Raw genomic sequence first — 18,465 nt, 5'->3', positions numbered from 1 at the left:
GGCATCACTGAGAGTAGGAATAGTGTTAAGACTAAATGCGGCAATCTGCCACGTCTAATCGCTATTACTGATCTCTCAATAGATGACGTCGATCAAGAAGTCGTTACTGATTTCTGATAGAGGGCAAAACACGCTTCGGCCAAGGCCGAGCGTGGGGCGGCGCGGCGCATGATCAGACCCAGCGGGACCAACGTCTGCGCGCTTTCGATGGGCTGGATGCGCAAGTCTTCGGTCAGGACGTTCAGGCCGCTGTCCAAGGGCATCACTGCACAACACAACCCGCCGTGCACAGCTTGTAACAATTGATGCACCGCGTCGGTTTGCAACAGCGGTTGTGGCGTGAGGCCCCGGCTGTGGAAGTTATGGTCGATGGATTGGCGAAAATGCATGCCGCTGGTGAGCATGCCCAGGGGGAGTTCGATCAGCGCTTCCCAGCTAAGCGGTTGTTCGCCGAAAAAGAAAAAGCGCTGGTCATAGAGCAGGCCCATGCGGGTGTGGCTGAAGGGCAGGGCCTCGAAGCGTTCGTTGTCCAGGCGTTCCAGGTAGGAAATACCCAGGTCGATACGGTTGTTCGCCAGCTGTTCAAGGATGCGTTCGGAGCTCAGGGACGACAATTCGAAACGCAGGTTGGGGTGCTCGGCGTGCAAGCGTTGCATCATTGCCAGCGGGTCGAAGTCCGACAACGGCACCACGCCCAGGCGCAGCGTACCCACCAGGTTGCCACGGCAGGCCGCCGCTTCGGCCTGCAGCCCGTCATAGGCTGCCAGTACCGTGCGCGCCCAGGCCAGCACCCGTTCTCCCGGCGCGGTAAAGCCTTCAAAGCGTTGGCCGCGGTTGACCAGCGGCAGGTCGAGTTCCTCTTCAAGGCTGCGCAGGCGCATCGACAGGGTCGGCTGGGTGATGTGGCAGCGAGCGGCGGCCTGGCCGAAGTGGCGGGTTTCGTCCAGCGCAATAAGAAATTTCAGCTGCTTGATGTCCATCTTCGCTCCAAGGCGCAGGAAGAGTCGGATTCTAGCGCTTGTGGGGGGTGGGGTCATTGGTCGGCTGGGAACCGGGTTCGGCTCGCCTGGTCTAGTCTTTGGCGTCTGGACACTTAAACCCAAGGAGCGTGTGCCATGAGTATCTTTAGCTTCGTGAAAGAAGCAGGTGAAAAGCTGATCGATCTGCTGACCCCTGGCAATGCCAATGCCAGCGAACAACTGAAACAGCACATTGAAAAGGTCGGCCTGGGCAATCCGAACGTTCAGGCGACGATCGAGGGCGACAAGGTCATCGTCACCGGTGAAGTCGCGAGCCAGGAAGAGAAAGAAAAGATCCTGCTAGCGGTGGGCAACATCGCCGGTGTCGGCAGTGTTGACGACCAGATCACGGTGACCGGTCCGGTGGCAAAAAGCCGCGCGTTTCGTGACCGTGAAGAAGGGCGACACACTCAGTGCCATCTCCAAGGCCGAGTACGGCGACGCGAACAAGTACAACAAGATCTTCGAGGCCAACAAGCCGATGCTGTCGCACCCGGACAAGATCTATCCGGGGCAGGTGTTGCGTATCCCTGAATAACCGGGCCCCTGTGGCGAGGGAGCTTGCTCCCGCTGGGTTGCGAAGCGACCCCAATGCGTCTGCTGCGCAGCCGAGCGGGAGCAAGCTCCCTCGCCACACTGGTCCTGTCAGAGGCCGGCGATCAAATCCCGGTAATCCCCCAGCGCTTCGAACTCCCCCGTATCCTTCGGCCCCTTGCGGCTATCCGGCTCGCTGACGGCCAGCAAGTGCGCCACGCCGAAGTCCCGGGCGCTGCGCAATACTGGCAGGGTATCGTCGATGAACAGGCTGTGGGCCGGGTCGAAATTCAGGTCGGCTTGCAGCGCGTCCCAGAATTGCGGGTTTTCCTTGGGGGAAGCCGTAGTCGTGGGAACTGATCAAGCGCTCGAAGTAGGGAGCCAGTTCGATGCGCTCCAGCTTCAGGGACAACGAATCGCGGTGGGCGTTGGTGATCATCACCACGCGCTTGCCGGCGCGCTGGATCGCCGCCAGGAAGGTATCGGCGTCCGGGCGCAAGGCAATCAGGTGCGCGGTTTCCAACTTCAGTTCGCGCACCGGCAGTTTCAGTTCGCTGCTCCAGAAGTCCAGGCAATACCATTGCAACTGGCCGGCATTGCGCTCGAACAATGGCTGCAGCTCCATCTCGGCCATCGCCCGGCTCACGCCATGCAACTCGGCGTAGCGCTGGGGCAGGTGTTCGAGCCAGAAATGGTTGTCGTAATGCAGGTCCAGCAGGGTGCCGTCCATGTCCAGCAGAACCGTATCGATCTCATGCCAGGGCAGCAAAGCCATAAAACTTCTCCAGCGGTAATCGGATATCCGACACAAACAATCAGAATAGGCCGGGTATAGTAGCCCGCTATCGCCCAGGGAGCCGTTTATGCGCCAGAAACCCACCATACTCGATCGCCGGATCGTCGCCACCAGCCGCCTGTTTTGCGTGGAAGAACTGAAATTGCGTTTTTCCAACGGTGTGGAGCGCACCTATGAACGTCTGGCGAGCAAGGGCGCGGGTTACGGCGCGGTGATGATCGTGGCGATGCTCGACGCCGACCACGCGGTGTTGGTGGAGGAGTATTGCGGGGGGACCGACGCCTATGAACTGTCCCTGCCCAAGGGCTTGATCGAGCCGGGTGAAGACGTGTTGGCGGCGGCTGAGCGGGAACTCAAGGAAGAGGCCGGTTTCGGTGCGCGACAGTTGGAACACCTGACCGAGTTGTCGCTGTCTCCTGGTTACATGAGCCAGAAAATCCAGGTGGTGTTGGCAACTGACCTGTATGAAGAGCGGCTGGAGGGCGATGAGCCCGAGCCGATGCGTGTGGACAAGGTCAACCTGCATGAACTGTCGGCCCTGGCACAGAACCCGCAGTTCACGGAGGGCCGGGCCTTGGCGGCTTTGTACCTGGCCCGTGACCTGCTGGCCCAGCGTGGAGTGTTCCTGTCATGACTTACCCTCATCCGTTGATGGCGCCTGTGGTCGAGCTGGCACTCAAGGCCGGTGAGGCGATCCTGCCGTTCTGGCGCGCCAACGTGCAGGTCAACCACAAGGCCGATGAGTCGCCGGTGACCGCCGCAGACATGGCCGCTCATGATGTGATCGTGGCCGGGTTGTTGGCGCTGTCCCCGGATATTCCGATCCTCTCCGAAGAAGACGCCGATATTGCCCAAAGCGTGCGTGCCAGCTGGCAACGCTGGTGGCTGGTGGACCCGCTGGATGGAACCAAGGAATTCATTTCCGGCAGCGAGGAGTTCACCGTCAACATTGCGTTGGTGGAACAGGGGCGCGTGGTGTTCGGTGTGGTGTCGATGCCCACCAATGGGCGCTTTTACGTTGGCGGCGCAGGGCTGGGTGCCTGGCGTGGCGATCGTGGCGGCGAGCCTTCGCCTATCGCGGTGCGTAATGTCCTGGCGCCGGGCGAGGCTTTCACTGTGGTCGCCAGTCGGCGACACACCAGCCCCGAGCAGGAGCGCCTGTTGGATGGCTTGAGTGGGAGCCTGGGTGAATTGCAACTGACCAGCATCGGCAGCTCATTGAAGTTCTGCCTGGTGGCCGAAGGCGCGGCGGATTGCTATCCACGGCTGGCGCCGACGTCCCAGTGGGACACTGCCGCCGCCCAGGGGGTATTGGAAGGAGCGGGTGGCGAGGTGTTGGATTTGGGCGGTGAGCCGTTCTGTTACCCACCGCGGGAGTCGCTGTTGAATGCGTCGTTCCTGGCGTTGCCGGCGAAAGCGGCGTGGCGTGGGAAGTTGTTGGAGCTTGCTCGCTCCTGAGCCCGGCTCAATCCCCTGTGGCAGAGAGGATTGTGGGAGTAAAGCTTGCTCCCACACAGAAGTGCCTCGCCACAGGGTCATGCGCCTGTTTCAGCGGTGCAACACGTACTGCCCCTCAAACTGCACCGCCACGTCATTGCTGCCGCTGTTCATCACCTGCGTCTGCAAGGCCAGTCGCGCCCGTCCGTAACGCCGGTAGGTGGCGAGGAAGCGTTTCCAGAGCTTTTCCTCAGGCGTTTCGCAGACCACGGTCGCGTCGCGAGTCACTGGCAGTGGATAGCTGATCTGCCCTTCCTGGATCACGATATGCCCGTCTTCGATGCCTTCCTCACGCAAGGCCAGGTGCAACCAACCCCAGCCGCCCAGCACCGCGCCGCAATACAGGCTGCCACCGAACATGGTGCTCTTGTGGTTGACGTTGGCCGCCAGCGGCAAGGACAGGCGCAGTTGCCGGGCCTGCCAATCAAGCACCTTGAGGCCCATGTCCCGGGTCAAGGGGATGTCGTGGTGCAGGATCGATTCCAGGTAACGGCTGTCGCGGTTCATTGCGGGGCCTCTTGCTTGAAAGGATGACGAGGAAAATTCAATCGGATTCATCGGGCGAGCCGTGGCTGCTGTCGCCAAAGGTCAGGCCGTGTTTGCGCAACTTGTCGTGCAGGGTCTTGCGTGGGATGCCGAGAGCTTCGGCCAGGCTGCGCACCGAGCTGTGGGGGCGGGCCAGTTCGGCGGCGATGAGGGTTTTCTCGAAATTTTCCACCTGCTCGCTCAGGCCGCCGCTGACCACCTCCACCGGTGCGCCGGGGCTGCCGTCCGGCGCGCTGTTGTCCAAGGCCAGTTCCAGGCCCAGGGCAAAGCGCTCGGCGGCGTTTTGCAGTTCGCGCACATTGCCCGGCCAGCTGTGGCGCAACAGCAGTGCCCGTTGCGCCGGCAGCAATTCGTGGGGCGGCAGGCCATGGCGAGCACTGGCTTCGTCGGCGAAGTGCTGGAACAGCATCAGCGCATCCTCCCCTCGTTCGCGCAACGGCGGTATGCGTAGCGGCGCGACGTTCAGGCGGTAATACAGGTCGGCGCGAAAACGCCCCTGATCGGCGGCCTGGCGCAGGTCTTCCTTGGTCGCGGCGATGACGCGGATATCCAGCGGGATCTGTTGATTACCCCCCAGTCGCTCCACCATGCGTTCTTGCAGCAGACGCAGCAACTTGACCTGGACATCCAGGCTCATGCTTTCGATTTCATCGAGAAACAGCGTGCCACCGTTGGCGAACTCGAACTTGCCGATACGGCGTTTCTGCGCGCCGGTAAAGGCGCCGGGTTCGTGGCCGAACAGCTCGCTTTCCACCACCGACTCGGCCAGGGCTCCGGCGTTGATCGCGACGAAGGGGCCGTTGCGGCGGGATGAAAGGTCGTGCAACGCACGGGCGACCACTTCCTTGCCGGCGCCGGTTTCACCGAGGATCAGCACGTCGGCGCGGGTGGCGGCCAGTGCGCCGATCTGCTCGCGCAGGCGCAGCATCGGTGTCGACTGGCCGACCAGGCGAGCGCTGAGTTCATGGCGATCGCTCAGGGCCAGGCGCAGGCTGCGGTTGTCCAGCACCAATCGGCGCAGGGCCAGGGCCCGGCGAACGCTGTCGAGCAGATGATCGCTGGCGAACGGTTTTTCCAAAAAGTCATAGGCCCCGGCGCGCATCGCCTGTACTGCCAGTGGTACGTCACCGTGGCCGGTGATCAGCAGCACCGGCAGCTCAGGATCCTGGGCATGGAGTTCGTGCAGTAGTTCGAGGCCGTCCATGCCCGGCATGCGAATATCACTGACTACCACACCCGGCCAGTCACGGGGCAGTTGCCCGGCCACGCCCTTGGCTTCGGCCAGGGGCAGGATTTTCAGGCCGGCCAGGTCGAGGGTCTGGCTCAAGGCCTGACGCAAATGGGGATCGTCGTCGATCAGCACCACCTCAATCCGGTTATCGATGGTCATACACTTCGGTCCTCGGACGGTTGCAGGCTCACCCCGGGGGCGCCGGCGCGCAGCTTCAGGGTAATCAGGGCGCCGCCTTCCTTGTGGTTGGCGAACGACAGTTCGCCGCCAAAGGCGCGCATCAGGGTGTCGCAGATCGCCAACCCCAGGCCAAGGCCCTGGGTGCGGGTCTTGGTGGTATAGAAGGGTTCGCCGGCGCGACCCAGGGCTTCCATGCAAAACCCTGGGCCGTTATCGCGGATGTACAGGTTGACGCCGGTTTCGGTGGCTTGGGCGCTGAGCCAGAGTTTGCGTGGCGGGCCTTTTTCGGTAAGCGCATCGAGGGCGTTGGCCAGCAGATTGCCGAGTACCTGGCGCAGGCGGGTTTCGCCGGCTTCGACCCACAGCGTGGCGGCCGGCAGGTCACGGATCAGTTCCACTTCCATGCTGCGCCGGCGTTTGGCGAGCAGTGCCAGGGCATCGTCCAGCGCCGGTTGCAGGGCGACGCTTTCCGGGGCATGGCGGTCGCGGCGGGCAAAGGCGCGCAGGTGGGCGATGATCGAGGCCATGCGCCCGGTCAGTTCGCTGATCAGCTTGAGGTTGCCCCGGGCGTCTTCGGTGCGTTGGTGGTCGAGCAGAATCTCGGCGTTTTCCGCGTAGCTGCGAATCGCTGCCAGCGGTTGATTGAGTTCGTGGCTGATGCTCGCCGACATGGTGCCCAGGGCCGACAGCTTGCCGGCTTGCACCAGGTCATCCTGGGCACGGACCAATTCCTGCTGGGCCTGCTCGCGCTCCAGTACTTCCTGCTTCAATCGCCGGTTCAGCCCTTCCAGGTCACTGGTACGCTCGGCCACCCGGCCCTCCAGCTCGTGGCGGGCCTTGGCTTCGAAGGCGATTCGATCCAGATAATGGCGCCTGCGCTGCATCATCAACCCGAGCAACAACATCAAGACCAGCAATGCCGCGCCTCCGATGGCGACCACGGTGCGCACCGGCCGATCGATCAGCGTGCGCGGGGCGAGAATGCTTACGCTCCAGCCGGTTTCCTCGATGGATTGGGTCTGGGGCAGCCAGGCATTGGCGTCCAGGTTCAGCGGCTTGGGATCGCGGGTTGGATAAGGTTGTACCGCGCTGATGGCCTTGCGCTCGTCGTCATTGAGGGGCCGGGTCGCGCGAAATCGCCATTCCTGTCGCGACGTGAGGATGACCACGCCGTTGTGATCAGTCACCAGCAATTGTTCGGGGGTCTTGCCCCACAGGCTTTCGGTGTGATCCAGGTCGACCTTGACCACCAGCACACCGATGACTTTTTCGCGCTCGCGCACGGCAGCGGCAAAGAAGTAACCGCGTTTGCCCGAGGTGGTGCCCAAACCGAAGAAACGGCCCAGGCGCCCGGCCATGGCTTCGATGAAGTATGGCCGGAAGGAGAAATTGCGTCCGACGAAACTGTCGTGTTTGTCCCAGTTCGATGCGGCCAGGGTCTTGCCGGAAGGGTCCATCAGGTACATGACTTCGGCACCGGTCTGGACGCTGATGTTTTTCAGCAGCTGGTTGGCATTGCCTTGGGTCACGCCATCGTCCGGTGCCGACAAGGCGGCGCGCAAGGCCGGCAGGTCGCCGAGAATCTGTGGCAGCATCTCATAACGGTGCAGGGTGCCCAACAGGTTGGCGACATAGAGGTCCAGGGTCTGGCGGTTCTGCCCGGCCAGTTCGCTGCGGTAATAACGTTCGGCCAAGTGCTCCAATGGCCACAGCAGCGGCGCCAGGCACATCGCGAGCAAGGCCAGGCTGCGCCAACGGGGTCTGCGGGGAAGGGTGGAATTCATGAGCATCGGGCGCCTGTGGTGACAGGCGTATTATGCCTAGTTGCCTCGCAAATACTATTTGTAAGGCAGCACTAGGCTTGTCCGGCAAGGCACCGTTGCAACGCGCTTCGCCAGTCCGGCTGGCTCACTCCCCATTCCCTGAACAGGCGCGTGCAATCCAGGCGCGAGTTCAGCGGCCGAGGGGCGGGAGTCGGATAGGCGCTCGACGCAATGGGCTCAAGCAGTGCGCACGGTTTGTGTCGTTCGAGCAGGTTTTCGCCGATGGCCTGGGCGAAACCGAACCAGGACGTCTCGCCCTGGGCTGTCAGGTGATAGGTGCCCCACGCGCCGGGTCGGCCGGCTTGCCAGCGCTCGATCAGTTGGGCGGTGCTGTCGGCGATGGTGCCCGCCCAGGTCGGTGCGCCAATCTGATCGGCCACCACCCGCAGCTGCGGTTTTTCCTGCAACAGGCGCTGCATGGTCAACAGGAAATTGCGGCCTTCGGTGGAGTACACCCAACTGGTGCGCAGAATCAGGTGCAGGCCGCCGGCCTGGCGGATGGCATTTTCGCCGGCCAGTTTGCTGCGTCCGTAGACACTCAGCGGATTGGGCGTGTCGTCCTCGGTGTAGGGGGCGGGCTTGAGACCATCGAAGACGTAGTCGGTGGAGTAATGAATCAACGGGATGCCCAGCCCGACCGCCGCCTGGGCCAGGATACCCGGGGACATGGCATTGATGGCGAACGCCCGTTCCGGTTCGCTCTCGGCCTGATCGACGGCCGTGTGGGCGGCGGCGTTGATGATCAGGCCGGGCCGCAGGGCCTCGATGGGCGTACGCAGGGAATCCGGTTGCGCCAGATCGAACTGGTCGCTGCCGCGTACGAGCAACTCGCCCATGCCGGACAGGCGCGATTGCAGTGCCCGGGAAACCTGGCCATGCTGGCCGATGATCAAGATGCGCAAGGAAGCACTCATGGAAACAGGTCTGCCTCGTGCAAGGTCTTGCCGTTCTGGTCCTTGGTCGAGAGGACCGGTGCACCTTCGAGCTCCCAGTCGATGTCCAGTTGCGGGTCGTCCCAGCGAATGCAACGTTCGGCGGAGGGCGCGTAGTAATCAGTGGTCTTGTAGAGGAAGTCCGCCGACTCGCTCAGCACGACGAAGCCGTGGGCGAACCCTGGCGGGACCCACATCTGCCGATGGTTCTGCGCCGACAGGCGTACGCTGACCCACTGACCGAAGGTCGGCGAGCTGCGGCGAATGTCCACCGCGATATCCAACACCTCCCCGGCAGTGACGCGCACGAGTTTTCCCTGGGCCTGTTCGATCTGGTAGTGCAGGCCCCGCAGCACGCCCCGGGTGGAGCGTGAATGGTTGTCCTGGACGAATTGCAGGGTAGAGCCTGTCGCCTCGGCAAACGCCCGGGCGTTGAAGCTTTCGTAGAAAAAACCCCGATCGTCACCGAAGACTTTCGGCTCGATGATCAGGACATCCGGCAAACGGGTAGCGATGACGTTCAACGTGTTTCTCCTGCGATCTTGAACAGGTACTGGCCGTAGCCGGTCTTGCCAAAATACTGGGCGCGCTCAAGGATGTGCTCGCGGCTGACCCAACCTTGCTGGTAGGCAATTTCTTCCAGGCACGCCACTTTCAGGCCTTGGCGATGTTCGATGGTTTGCACGTACTGCGAGGCTTCCAGCAGGCTGTCGTGGGTGCCGGTATCCAGCCAGGCGAAGCCACGGCCGAAGCGCTCGACATGCAGGTCGCCGCGTTGCAGGTAGGCATTGTTGACGTCGGTGATTTCCAGTTCGCCGCGTTTGGATGGCTTGATGGCCTTGGCGATCTCGATCACGTCGTTGTCGTAGAAATACAGGCCGGTCACCGCGTAGCTGGATTTAGGCGCGGTGGGTTTTTCCTCGATGGACATCGCCCGCCCTTGCGAGTCGAAGTCGATCACGCCAAAACGCTCAGGGTCCTTGACCCAGTAGCCGAACACCGTCGCGCCACTTGGCCGGTTGATGGCCGTCTGCAATTGCTCGCCGAAATACTGACCGTGGAAAATGTTGTCGCCCAGGATCAGGCACACCGAGTCGCCGCCAATGAACTGCTCGCCAATCAGGAATGCCTGGGCCAAGCCATCGGGCGACGGCTGCTCGGCATAGCTGAATTGCACGCCAAACTGATGGCCGTCACCCAACAGGTTGCGGTATTGCGGCAGATCCTGAGGGGTGGAAATGATCAGGATGTCCTTGATGCCCGCGAGCATCAACACCGAGATCGGGTAATAGATCATCGGCTTGTCATAAATCGGCAGTAGCTGTTTGGAAACCCCGAGGGTAATCGGGTGCAAGCGTGTGCCGGAACCGCCGGCCAGAACAATGCCTTTCATCATGCAATTGCATCCTTGTTGTCGAGCGAGCCCAGGCGCTCGCCCTGATAGCTGCCGTCCTGGACACGCTGGCACCACAGCAGGTTTTCGAGGTACCACTGCACGGTCTTGCGCAGACCGGTCTCGAAGGTTTCCCGAGGTGTCCAGCCCAGTTCCCGTTCGATCTTGCTCGCGTCGATGGCGTAGCGCAGGTCGTGGCCGGGGCGATCCTGGACGAAGCTGATCAGGTCGGCGTAGTGCTCGACGCCTTCGGGTTTGCGTGGCGCCAGTTCTTCGAGCAGCGCGCAGATGCTGCGTACCACGTCGATGTTTTTCTGCTCGTTGTGCCCGCCAATGTTGTACGTCTCGCCGACCGTGCCTTGGGTGACGACCTTGAGCAGCGCGCGGGCATGGTCTTCGACGAACAGCCAGTCGCGTACTTGCTGGCCGTTGCCGTAGACCGGCAACGGCTTACCGGCCAGTGCGTTGAGAATTACCAGTGGGATCAGCTTCTCGGGGAAGTGAAACGGACCATAGTTGTTCGAACAGTTGGTCAGCAGCACGGGCAAGCCGTAGGTACGTTGCCAGGCGCGGACCAGGTGGTCGGACGCCGCCTTGCTCGCCGAATACGGTGAGCTGGGGGCATAGGCGGTGGTTTCGGTAAACAGGTCATCCACACCGTGCAAGTCGCCATACACTTCGTCGGTGGAGATGTGGTGGAAGCGAAACGCGCGCTTCTGCGGCTCGGCCAGGGCCTGCCAATAAGCGCGAGTGGCTTCCAGCAGGCTGTAGGTGCCCACGATATTGGTCTGGATGAAGTCCGCCGGGCCATCGATGGAGCGGTCTACATGGGACTCGGCCGCCAGGTGCATGATGGCGTCAGGCTTGAATCGCGCGAGCACCGCACTGACAGTCGCTTGATCGACAATGTCGGCCTGGACGAATTCGTAACGGCTGTCGTGATCGATGCTGCTCAGCGATTCGAGATTGCCAGCGTAGGTCAGCTTGTCGAAGTTCAGGACCTGGTGCTCGGTATCGAGAATCAAGTGCCGTATGAGCGCCGAGCCGATGAAGCCAGCACCGCCAGTGATGAAAATGCGCATCCGGTTAAGCCTTTTTCCGTTGGACGACAAAGCACAAGAGCATAGCTTGTCGGCATGGCGGGAGCGGTGCAAGCGAATATCCCATGGACACGCCCTCCCAACACGGCGTTTCAGGAAGACTGTGCATATTTTTGAACAGGAGGGGTTGCTTATCCCCCGACTCAGTGGCGAGATAGGCATCCGAACAAAACCACTTCAGGGGTCCTTGTATGCCATTCGCTACGTTGGTTCACCGTGCCAGTTTGCCAAGCCCACAGATCAGCGCCGAGCAAGCGCTGGTGCTGTTGCGCTCGAATTACGGACTCAGCGGCGACCTGCGACCCCTTGGCAGCAACCAGGACCTCAACTACCGCGTCGACAGCGACCGCGGGCGCTTTGTGTTGAAAATTTGCCACGGCGACTACGCTGTCCCGGAAATCCAGGCTCAGCACGCCGCCCTCAAGCAGTTGGCCGGACACGCCGCGGTAAAAGTGCCGCGAGTGATTACCGCCAGCAACGGGCAGGACCTGCTGACCTTGGACGTCGACGGCCAAGCGGTTCACATGCGACTGCTGGAGTACATCGATGGCCAGTCCCTCACGCAGCTCAAGCATTTGACGCCCGAACTGGTGACCGGCCTGGGCCGCCTGTGCGCGGAAATGGACCTGGCCCTGGCGACATTCGACCACCCTGGCCTGGAGCGCACCCTGCAATGGGACGCGCGCCACGCCCCGGCTCTGGTCGAGTACCTGTTGCCTGTCATTGAGGATGAACAACGGCGCCATCTGGTCGCCGAGGTCGCACAACAGGCCGAGCGACGCTTGCAGCCGCTCAAGGCCAGCCTGCCGGTGCAGGCGATCCACATGGACATCACCGATGACAACGTGGTCTGGCAGCGTGATGCCCAGCGCCAGTGGCAATTGCAGGGCGTCATCGATTTTGGCGACCTGGTCCGTACCTGGCGCATCACTGACTTGTCGGTGACGTGCGCGGCCCTGCTGCATCACGCCGACGGCGACCCGTTCTTCATCTTGCCGGCGATCAAGGCCTACCATGCGATCAACCCCTTGCAGCGCCAGGAGCTGTTGGCGCTGTGGCCGCTGATCGTGGCGCGTGCCGCGGTGCTGGTGCTCAGTGGTGAACAGCAGGTTTCCATCGACCCAAATAACCAATACAGCCGCGACAACCTGGCCCATGAGTGGGAGATTTTCCAGGTCGCCCACTCGGTGCCCCTCGAACTGATGGAAGCGGCGATTCTCACCGCCGTCGGCCACAGCCTCCCGGCCATTGCCAGCGAAGGCTTTGCGCCGCTGTTGCCGACCCTGGTAGGGCGTGAGTTCGCCTTGATAGACCTGGGTGTGCTGAGCCCGCATTTCGAGGCCGGCAATTGGGAACAACCGGGGATCGACCAGCGTCTGTTGAGCGAAGCCGCTGGCGTCCACGGTCTGGCCGCCAGCCGCTACGGACAGTACCGGTTATCCCGCACCCGACCGGACAGCGCCGTCGAGCCCGATACTTATCCACTGCACGTAGAGTTGAGTGTGCCTCGGGGTACACCGCTCGAATCGCCGTTCGCCGGGGTCGTGCACAAGAGCGCCGAGGGCTTGTTGCAACTGGACAGTGCCCAGCTGAGCGTGCGGCTATGGGGTGTGACGTCGCCGCTGCATTCCGGCGCGGCGCTGGTCAAGGGGCAGGTGCTGGGCGAAGTGACGGGGCCGTTGCGGGTCCAGTTGTGCAGAGGGGGGCAGGTGAATCCGCCGCTGTTCTGCACGCCCTCCCGTGCCCTGGCCTGGCAAGCGCTTTGCCCTTCGCCGGCGGTGCTGCTGGGGCTGGCTTGCGATGCTGAGCCGGAGATCGACCCCGAGGCGCTGCTGGCCCGTCGCGATGCGAGCTTTGCCCGTTCGCAGAAGCACTACTACGTCGACCCGCCGCGTATCGAGCGTGGCTGGCGCAACCACCTGATCGACATGCAGGGCCGCTCGTACCTGGACATGCTCAACAACGTCGCCGTGCTGGGCCACGGCCATCCACGCATGGCGGCAGTGGCTGCCCGGCAGTGGTCGCTGCTCAATACCAACTCGCGTTTCCACTATGCGGCGATCGCCGATTTTTCCGAGCGCCTGCTGGCGTTGTCACCGTCCAACATGGACCGGGTGTTCCTGGTCAACAGCGGCACCGAGGCCAACGACCTGGCGATCCGCCTGGCCTGGGCCTACAGCGGCGGACGGGACATGCTCAGCGTGTTGGAGGCCTACCACGGCTGGTCGGTGGCGGCCGATGCGGTCTCGACCTCCATCGCCGACAACCCCCAGGCCCTGAGCAGCCGCCCGGACTGGGTGCACCCGGTGACCGCACCGAACACCTATCGCGGCCAATTCCGTGGCCCCGACAGTGCGCCGGACTACGTGCGCAGCGTCGAACACAACCTGGCGAAAATCGCCGAGAGCAAGCGCCAGCTCGCCGGTTTCATCTGCGAACCGGTGTACGGCAATGCCGGCGGGATCGCACTGCCGCCCGGTTACCTGAAGCAGGTCTACGCGATGGTGCGCGAGCGCGGTGGGGTCTGCATCGCCGACGAGGTACAGGTCGGTTATGGGCGCATGGGTGAGTTTTTCTGGGGCTTCGAAGAGCAAGGCGTGGTCCCGGACATCATCACCATGGCCAAGGGCATGGGCAACGGCCAGCCGCTGGGCGCGGTCATCACCCGCCGGGAAATCGCCGAGGCGCTGGAGGCCGAGGGGTATTTCTTTTCGTCGGCCGGTGGCAGCCCGGTCAGCTGCCAGATCGGCATGGCGGTGCTGGATGTCATGGAAGAGGAAAACCTCTGGGAAAACGCCCGCGTGGTTGGCGGGCATTTCAAGGCTCGGCTGGAGGCCTTGATCGACCGCTATCCGTTGGTTGGCGCGGTGCATGGCTCCGGGTTCTACCTGGGCGTGGAACTGATCCGCGATTGCGCCACATTGGAGCCGGCCACTGAAGAAACCACGGCGTTGTGTAACCGCCTGCGAGAGCTGGGGATCTTCATGCAACCGACCGGCGATTACCTGAACATCCTCAAGATCAAGCCACCGATGGTCACCACGCGCCAGAGCGTGGATTTCTTCGTCGATATGCTGGCGAAGGTATTGAACGAGGGGCTGTAATCGATCTGGAACGCCAAGCTGCGAAGCTGTGTTCCCCTGTGGGAGCGAGCTTGCTCGCGATGACGGTGTCCAAGCCAACATTAATGTGGCTGGCTTCCCGCTATCGCGAGCAAGCTCGCTCGCATAGGGGTTTAGCGTTTTAAAATCGATTTTTGTCGATATTTTTAGCTTGTATCTGGTGGTTATTAGATTTTTAGACTTTATTAGTCGATATTTATCGTCTATAAAGTCGACATTGCCCATCGCCCAGGAGATGACCCATGACAACGTTGCACAGCACTCCCCGCGCGGATGGTTTTCACATGCCTGCCGAATGGGCGGCTCAGACCCAGGTCTGGATGGTCTGGCCCGAGCGCCCGGACAACTGGCGCCTGGGTGGCAAGCCCGCGCAGGCTGCCCACGTGGCGGTCGCCAAGGCTATCGCCCGTTTTGAACCGGTGACCGTCGCGGTGTCCGCGGCCCAATACGAAAATGCCCGGGCGCGTCTCGACGTGCCGAATATCCGCCTGGTGGAAATGTCCAGCGACGACGCCTGGGTCCGTGACACGGGCCCTACGTTCGTGATCAATGACAGCGGCGAGGTGCGTGGCGTCGACTGGGACTTTAATGCCTGGGGCGGTTTCGACGGTGGCCTGTACGCGCCATGGAACCGTGATTCGCAAGTGGCTGGCAAGATTCTCGAGATCGAACGCAGCCCGCGCTACCGCACCGAAGGTTTTGTGCTCGAGGGCGGATCGATCCACGTGGATGGCGAAGGTACCCTGATCACCACCGAGGAATGCCTGCTCAACCGCAATCGCAACCCGCACTTGAGCCGTGAAGCGATCGAGGCGGTGCTCAGTGCGCAGTTGGCGGTGGACAAGGTCATCTGGCTGCCGGATGGTCTGTTCAACGACGAAACCGACGGCCATGTGGATAACTTTTGTTGTTACGTGCGGCCTGGTGAAGTGCTGCTTGCCTGGACCGACGACCCGCAAGACCCGAACTACACTCGCTGCCACGCGGCGATAAACGTGCTGCAAAACAGCACTGACGCCAAGGGACGCCCGTTCACAGTGCACAAAATGCCGATTCCGGGGCCGTTGTATGCCACCGAAGAGGAATGTGCAGGCGTGGACGCAGTAGAAGGTTCCCAGGAGCGCAACCCAACTGTGCGGCTGGCCGGCTCTTATGTGAACTTCCTGATCGTCAACGGCGGCATCATTGCGCCAAGTTTTGACGATCCGCTCGATGGCCCGGCCAAAGACATCCTGCAGAGCCTGTTCCCGGAGCACGAAGTGGTCATGGTGCCTGGGCGTGAACTGTTACTGGGGGGCGGCAATATCCATTGCCTTACCCAACAGCAACCCGCGCCGCGCACAAAATGAGTGGCGATGTAACAGCTTGGTGATATCAATGGCGCCCGCTCTAGGTCGGCGTTTTTGGATCCATCCTGGCAAGCCCGCGGCCCGATTGGGTCGCGGTTTTTTTTGTGTCTGTTTTATGGTTGTCGGGGATACATTGGCATAGCTCTTGTATCAGCATCTCGGCAGTTTCGGGGAGCGGGACTGCGTTGTTTTGTCATAAACCTTGGATAAATTGGCCGCTCATCAACCAGGAGAGGGCGCTGGAATGAATATGATAAGCGAGCGCACATGCCATCCCTTGGCCGTTAATGGTGAGTCGCTTCAAGCCTTGGCGCAGTGGTTGAAGTCCAACGGAACGCGTCAGATCAGAGAACCTGATCCGCGCCGGGTGATCGTTGAACGCTACCCCGCTGGCCTGTTCAGCGAGGCGGAGCTGGAAGCGTTGTGGGATGTGATGCAAGGATAGAATTCGACGGATTGATAAAAAGCGCTGGCCGGGATGGCAGCGCTTTTTTTGTGTCCGCTGGTTTTCGAGCTCACACAAAATCCCACAGGATCAGAGTTCATTCAGGCGGGGGATTCGACCGATCCACGAAACACACTGAAAGCCATTCCGGCGTTTTTCTGCAACGCCCACGGGATTAACCTGCCGCCAACCAATCTACATGGCTAGCGGAGTTCCCATGACCACCCTTCATTACATCTACGACCCGCTGTGTGGCTGGTGCTACGGCGCCAAACCGCTGGTGCAGGCTGCCCGGGCGGTGCTGCCGGTGATCGTCCATGGTGGCGGCATGATGACCGGTGCCAATCGCCAACAGGTCTCGCCGCAGCTGCGCAATTACGTGATGCCCCACGACCGGCGCATCGCCGAATATTCCGGGCAGCCATTTGGCGAGGCCTATTTCGAAGGTTTGCTGCGAGACCACAGCGCCGTGTTCGATTCGACGCCACCGACCGCCGCCATCCTCGCCGCCGAACAACTCGACGGCCATGGCCTGGAATTGCTCGGGCGCCTGCAAACCGCACACTACGTCGAAGGTCGGCGCATCGCTGACGAAGCCGTTCTGCTGGAGCTCGCTCAATCCGTTGGCCTGCCGGCCCAGGCGTTCCTGGCCGCGTTCAGCACGGTTGATGTGCAAGGGCACATCAAGGCCAGTCGCACCTTGCTGGCCCAGGTCGGTGGCCAGGGTTTCCCAACCTTGGCCTTGGAGCAGGACGGTCAGTTCACGCTGATCGACATCGGCCCCTGGCTCGGCAAGCCCGAGGCATTCGCCCAGTGGCTGGCGCAAACCCTACCGGCGCAGCCCTCCACACCGTCCGCGGCGTGCGGTCTGGACGGCTGTTCGTTCTGATCGTTCTTAGACGTTTTTCGCCTAATTACAGACGATTCACGAAATTGACACACCGTTGAGCGCGCGACTAGGATTCGCCCACGCCTGTGGCTAACAGCCATGACTCTTAAATAATAAAAAGGCCCGACACGATCACTCGTGGGCGGGCCTTTTCATTATTTCAGGAGCAAGAGTCCGAAAAAGAGCGCAAAAAGCGCCATTTCGGCTGCCCGCCGCAGTGCGTATCAACCCGTACAAGGAAAATAATCATGTTGAACAAGCGCATTAGTTTGATCGCACTGGGGATCTTGAGCACGACACACGCCATGGCCAATGACCAGGCTGAGTCCAAGGGGTTCGTTGAAGACAGCAGCTTGAAAGTGCTGTTGCGCAACGCTTATATCAATCGCGACTACAAAGATGGCAACGAGGACAAGGCCGAGTGGGGCCAGGCGGCCATCGGTACCTTCTCGTCCGGTTTCACCCAGGGCACGGTGGGCGTGGGTGTAGATGCCTTCGGCCTGTACGCGTTGCGTCTGGACGGCGGCAAGGGGCGTAGCGGTGCCCAAGGCATCGACTTCTTCAAGCAAGGCGACAGCGGCAACGCCGCCGATGACCTCTCCAAGTTCGGTGCAGCGGTCAAGTTCCGCGTCTCCAATACCGTGCTGGCCTACGGTGACCAGATGCCGGCCCTGCCGGTGCTGAGCTATGACAATTCGCGCCTGCTGCCGGAAAGCTACACCGGCACGCTGATCACTTCCAAGGAGATCAAAGGCCTGGAACTGAATGCCGGCCGTTTTACCGCCGAATCGCGCAAGAGCGCCGAAGGCCGTGACAGCGGTGGCCTGAAGTCGATCAACGTATTGGGTGGCAGCTATCAGTTCACCGAGCAGTTCAAGGCTTCGCTCTACGCCTCGGATGTCGAGGACGTATTGAAGAAGCAATACGTGAACGCCAACTATGTGTTCCCGCTGGCCAAGGATCAGTCCCTGACCCTGGACTTCAACGGTTATCGCACCAAGCTGGACAACAGCTACGTTCGCGAAAACAACGTCACCGGTGACGACAACAAGATCTGGAGCCTGGCTGCCACCTTTGCCACGGGCCCGCACAGCTTCACCCTCGCCCACCAGCGCAGCACCGGCGACAGCAACCTGGGTTACGCCTACGGCGGTTATCAGCGCGGGCAGAATCGCGTGGGTGATGGTGGTAACACGATCTACCTGGCCAACTCCTACTGGTCCGACTTCAACGCTGAAGACGAGCGCAGCTGGCAGTTGGGCTATGGCCTGGATTTCACCACCTTCGGCGTACCGGGCCTGACCTATAACGTCGCTTACGTGCGTGGCGATAACATCACCACCTCCACCAGCGAAGGCGGCACCGAGCGCGAGATCTTCAACCAGTTCAAGTACGTGGTCCAAGGTGGTCCGGCCAAGGACTTGAGCGTCAGGTTGCGCAGTTCCGTGCTGCGTGTGTCGCAGAAGTCGAGCGAGTACAACGTCAGCGGCAACGAGCTGCGAGTGTTCGTGGATTACCCGATCAATGTCTTCTGATGCCTGATTGCGTGACAAGCGCCTGATAGAAACCCCCGACGTCAACTCGGGGGTTTTTTACCTTTTGACGCCAG

The 18,465-nt window shown here is 61.6% G+C and carries 15 protein-coding genes and 2 pseudogenes; 8 read left to right on the top strand and 9 right to left on the bottom strand.

Going from position 1 to position 18,465, the window contains the following annotated elements; translation table 11 throughout:
* Positions 1-92: 92 nt before the first annotated feature.
* Positions 93-980: a LysR family transcriptional regulator gene (locus GN234_RS16720; protein WP_109751935.1), complete on the bottom strand. Its 888-nt coding sequence runs from the start codon at positions 978-980 to the stop codon at positions 93-95.
* A 135-nt stretch (positions 981-1,115) separates the two neighbouring features.
* Between GN234_RS16720 and lysM the strand changes: the two are divergent.
* A pseudogene (gene lysM, locus GN234_RS16715) lies at positions 1,116-1,557 on the top strand (peptidoglycan-binding protein LysM).
* Between the two features lie 107 nt (positions 1,558-1,664).
* Here the strand turns inward: lysM and yrfG are convergent.
* Positions 1,665-2,328, bottom strand: a pseudogene (gene yrfG, locus GN234_RS16710) (GMP/IMP nucleotidase).
* 88 nt (positions 2,329-2,416) lie between these two features.
* Here yrfG and nudE point away from each other — a divergent pair.
* Together nudE and cysQ are read left to right on the top strand one after the other, a co-directional pair.
* Complete coding sequence (gene nudE, locus GN234_RS16705) at positions 2,417-2,983, top strand: ADP compounds hydrolase NudE (protein ID WP_116833949.1); 567 nt, start codon at positions 2,417-2,419, stop codon at positions 2,981-2,983.
* On the top strand, positions 2,980-3,807 hold the full coding sequence (gene cysQ / locus GN234_RS16700) for a 3'(2'),5'-bisphosphate nucleotidase CysQ (protein ID WP_116833950.1): 828 nt from the start codon (positions 2,980-2,982) through the stop codon (positions 3,805-3,807). The genes nudE and cysQ overlap by 4 nt, the downstream gene beginning before the upstream one ends.
* Positions 3,808-3,897: 90 nt before the next feature.
* Here the strand turns inward: cysQ and GN234_RS16695 are convergent, their stop codons facing one another.
* From GN234_RS16695 to rfbB, 7 genes are all read right to left on the bottom strand, one after another.
* On the bottom strand, positions 3,898-4,353 hold the full coding sequence (locus tag GN234_RS16695) for a YiiD C-terminal domain-containing protein (RefSeq protein WP_176688793.1): 456 nt from the start codon (positions 4,351-4,353) through the stop codon (positions 3,898-3,900).
* A 37-nt stretch (positions 4,354-4,390) separates the two neighbouring features.
* Positions 4,391-5,782, bottom strand: a complete 1,392-nt coding sequence (locus GN234_RS16690) for a sigma-54-dependent transcriptional regulator (RefSeq protein ID WP_116833951.1) — start codon at positions 5,780-5,782, stop codon at positions 4,391-4,393.
* Entirely contained in the window at positions 5,779-7,587 is a 1,809-nt protein-coding gene (locus tag GN234_RS16685; protein WP_109751943.1) for a sensor histidine kinase, read from the bottom strand. Before GN234_RS16685 ends, GN234_RS16690 begins: the two co-directional genes overlap by 4 nt.
* Positions 7,588-7,658: 71 nt before the next feature.
* Positions 7,659-8,540, bottom strand: coding sequence for a dTDP-4-dehydrorhamnose reductase (rfbD, locus tag GN234_RS16680; protein ID WP_163855727.1), 882 nt, complete (start codon positions 8,538-8,540; stop codon positions 7,659-7,661).
* Complete coding sequence (gene rfbC, locus GN234_RS16675; RefSeq protein ID WP_176688792.1) at positions 8,537-9,082, bottom strand: dTDP-4-dehydrorhamnose 3,5-epimerase; 546 nt, start codon at positions 9,080-9,082, stop codon at positions 8,537-8,539. The genes rfbD and rfbC overlap by 4 nt, the downstream gene beginning before the upstream one ends.
* On the bottom strand, positions 9,079-9,954 hold the full coding sequence (gene rfbA / locus GN234_RS16670) for a glucose-1-phosphate thymidylyltransferase RfbA (RefSeq protein ID WP_109751946.1): 876 nt from the start codon (positions 9,952-9,954) through the stop codon (positions 9,079-9,081). The genes rfbC and rfbA overlap by 4 nt, the downstream gene beginning before the upstream one ends.
* Positions 9,951-11,033: a dTDP-glucose 4,6-dehydratase gene (rfbB, locus tag GN234_RS16665; protein WP_109751947.1), complete on the bottom strand. Its 1,083-nt coding sequence runs from the start codon at positions 11,031-11,033 to the stop codon at positions 9,951-9,953. Before rfbB ends, rfbA begins: the two co-directional genes overlap by 4 nt.
* A 209-nt stretch (positions 11,034-11,242) precedes the next feature.
* On the opposite strand from rfbB, the gene GN234_RS16660 reads away from it, so the two are divergent.
* The 5 genes from GN234_RS16660 (at position 11,243) to GN234_RS16640 (ending at position 18,391) form a co-directional block, all read left to right on the top strand.
* Entirely contained in the window at positions 11,243-14,155 is a 2,913-nt protein-coding gene (locus GN234_RS16660; protein WP_176688791.1) for an aminotransferase, read from the top strand.
* A 260-nt stretch (positions 14,156-14,415) separates the two neighbouring features.
* Positions 14,416-15,522 carry an agmatine deiminase gene (gene aguA / locus GN234_RS16655; RefSeq protein ID WP_109751949.1) on the top strand — a complete coding sequence of 369 codons (1,107 nt, stop codon included), beginning with the start codon at positions 14,416-14,418 and terminating at the stop codon, positions 15,520-15,522.
* Positions 15,523-15,766: 244 nt separating this feature from the next.
* Positions 15,767-15,967 carry a hypothetical protein gene (locus GN234_RS16650; RefSeq protein WP_109751950.1) on the top strand — a complete coding sequence of 67 codons (201 nt, stop codon included), beginning with the start codon at positions 15,767-15,769 and terminating at the stop codon, positions 15,965-15,967.
* A 217-nt stretch (positions 15,968-16,184) separates the two neighbouring features.
* Positions 16,185-16,856, top strand: coding sequence for a DsbA family protein (locus GN234_RS16645; protein ID WP_176688790.1), 672 nt, complete (start codon positions 16,185-16,187; stop codon positions 16,854-16,856).
* A 248-nt stretch (positions 16,857-17,104) separates the two neighbouring features.
* Positions 17,105-18,391, top strand: coding sequence for an OprD family porin (locus GN234_RS16640; RefSeq protein WP_109751952.1), 1,287 nt, complete (start codon positions 17,105-17,107; stop codon positions 18,389-18,391).
* Positions 18,392-18,465: the final 74 nt, after the last annotated feature.

The sequence above is a fragment of the Pseudomonas bijieensis genome (assembly GCF_013347965.1).
Classification (GTDB): Bacteria; Pseudomonadota; Gammaproteobacteria; order Pseudomonadales; family Pseudomonadaceae; genus Aquipseudomonas; species Aquipseudomonas bijieensis.
Note: the sequence above shows the minus strand (reverse complement) of the source record. Positions and strands in the feature narration are given on the sequence as shown.

Bases quoted from the DNA above. Each gene is read 5' to 3' on its own strand.
- GN234_RS16695 (WP_176688793.1), bottom strand. From the start codon at position 4,353: ATGAACCGCGACAGCCGTTACCTGGAATCGATCCTGCACCACGACATC.
- rfbD (WP_163855727.1), bottom strand. From the start codon at position 8,540: ATGAGTGCTTCCTTGCGCATCTTGATCATCGGCCAGCATGGCCAGGTT.
- GN234_RS16690 (WP_116833951.1), bottom strand. From the start codon at position 5,782: ATGACCATCGATAACCGGATTGAGGTGGTGCTGATCGACGACGATCCC.
- GN234_RS16685 (WP_109751943.1), bottom strand. From the start codon at position 7,587: ATGAATTCCACCCTTCCCCGCAGACCCCGTTGGCGCAGCCTGGCCTTG.
- rfbB (WP_109751947.1), bottom strand. From the start codon at position 11,033: ATGCGCATTTTCATCACTGGCGGTGCTGGCTTCATCGGCTCGGCGCTC.
- GN234_RS16645 (WP_176688790.1), top strand. From the start codon at position 16,185: ATGACCACCCTTCATTACATCTACGACCCGCTGTGTGGCTGGTGCTAC.
- cysQ (WP_116833950.1), top strand. From the start codon at position 2,980: ATGACTTACCCTCATCCGTTGATGGCGCCTGTGGTCGAGCTGGCACTC.
- GN234_RS16640 (WP_109751952.1), top strand. From the start codon at position 17,105: ATGTTGAACAAGCGCATTAGTTTGATCGCACTGGGGATCTTGAGCACG.
- aguA (WP_109751949.1), top strand. From the start codon at position 14,416: ATGACAACGTTGCACAGCACTCCCCGCGCGGATGGTTTTCACATGCCT.
- GN234_RS16720 (WP_109751935.1), bottom strand. From the start codon at position 980: ATGGACATCAAGCAGCTGAAATTTCTTATTGCGCTGGACGAAACCCGC.
- GN234_RS16660 (WP_176688791.1), top strand. From the start codon at position 11,243: ATGCCATTCGCTACGTTGGTTCACCGTGCCAGTTTGCCAAGCCCACAG.
- rfbA (WP_109751946.1), bottom strand. From the start codon at position 9,954: ATGATGAAAGGCATTGTTCTGGCCGGCGGTTCCGGCACACGCTTGCAC.
- nudE (WP_116833949.1), top strand. From the start codon at position 2,417: ATGCGCCAGAAACCCACCATACTCGATCGCCGGATCGTCGCCACCAGC.
- GN234_RS16650 (WP_109751950.1), top strand. From the start codon at position 15,767: ATGAATATGATAAGCGAGCGCACATGCCATCCCTTGGCCGTTAATGGT.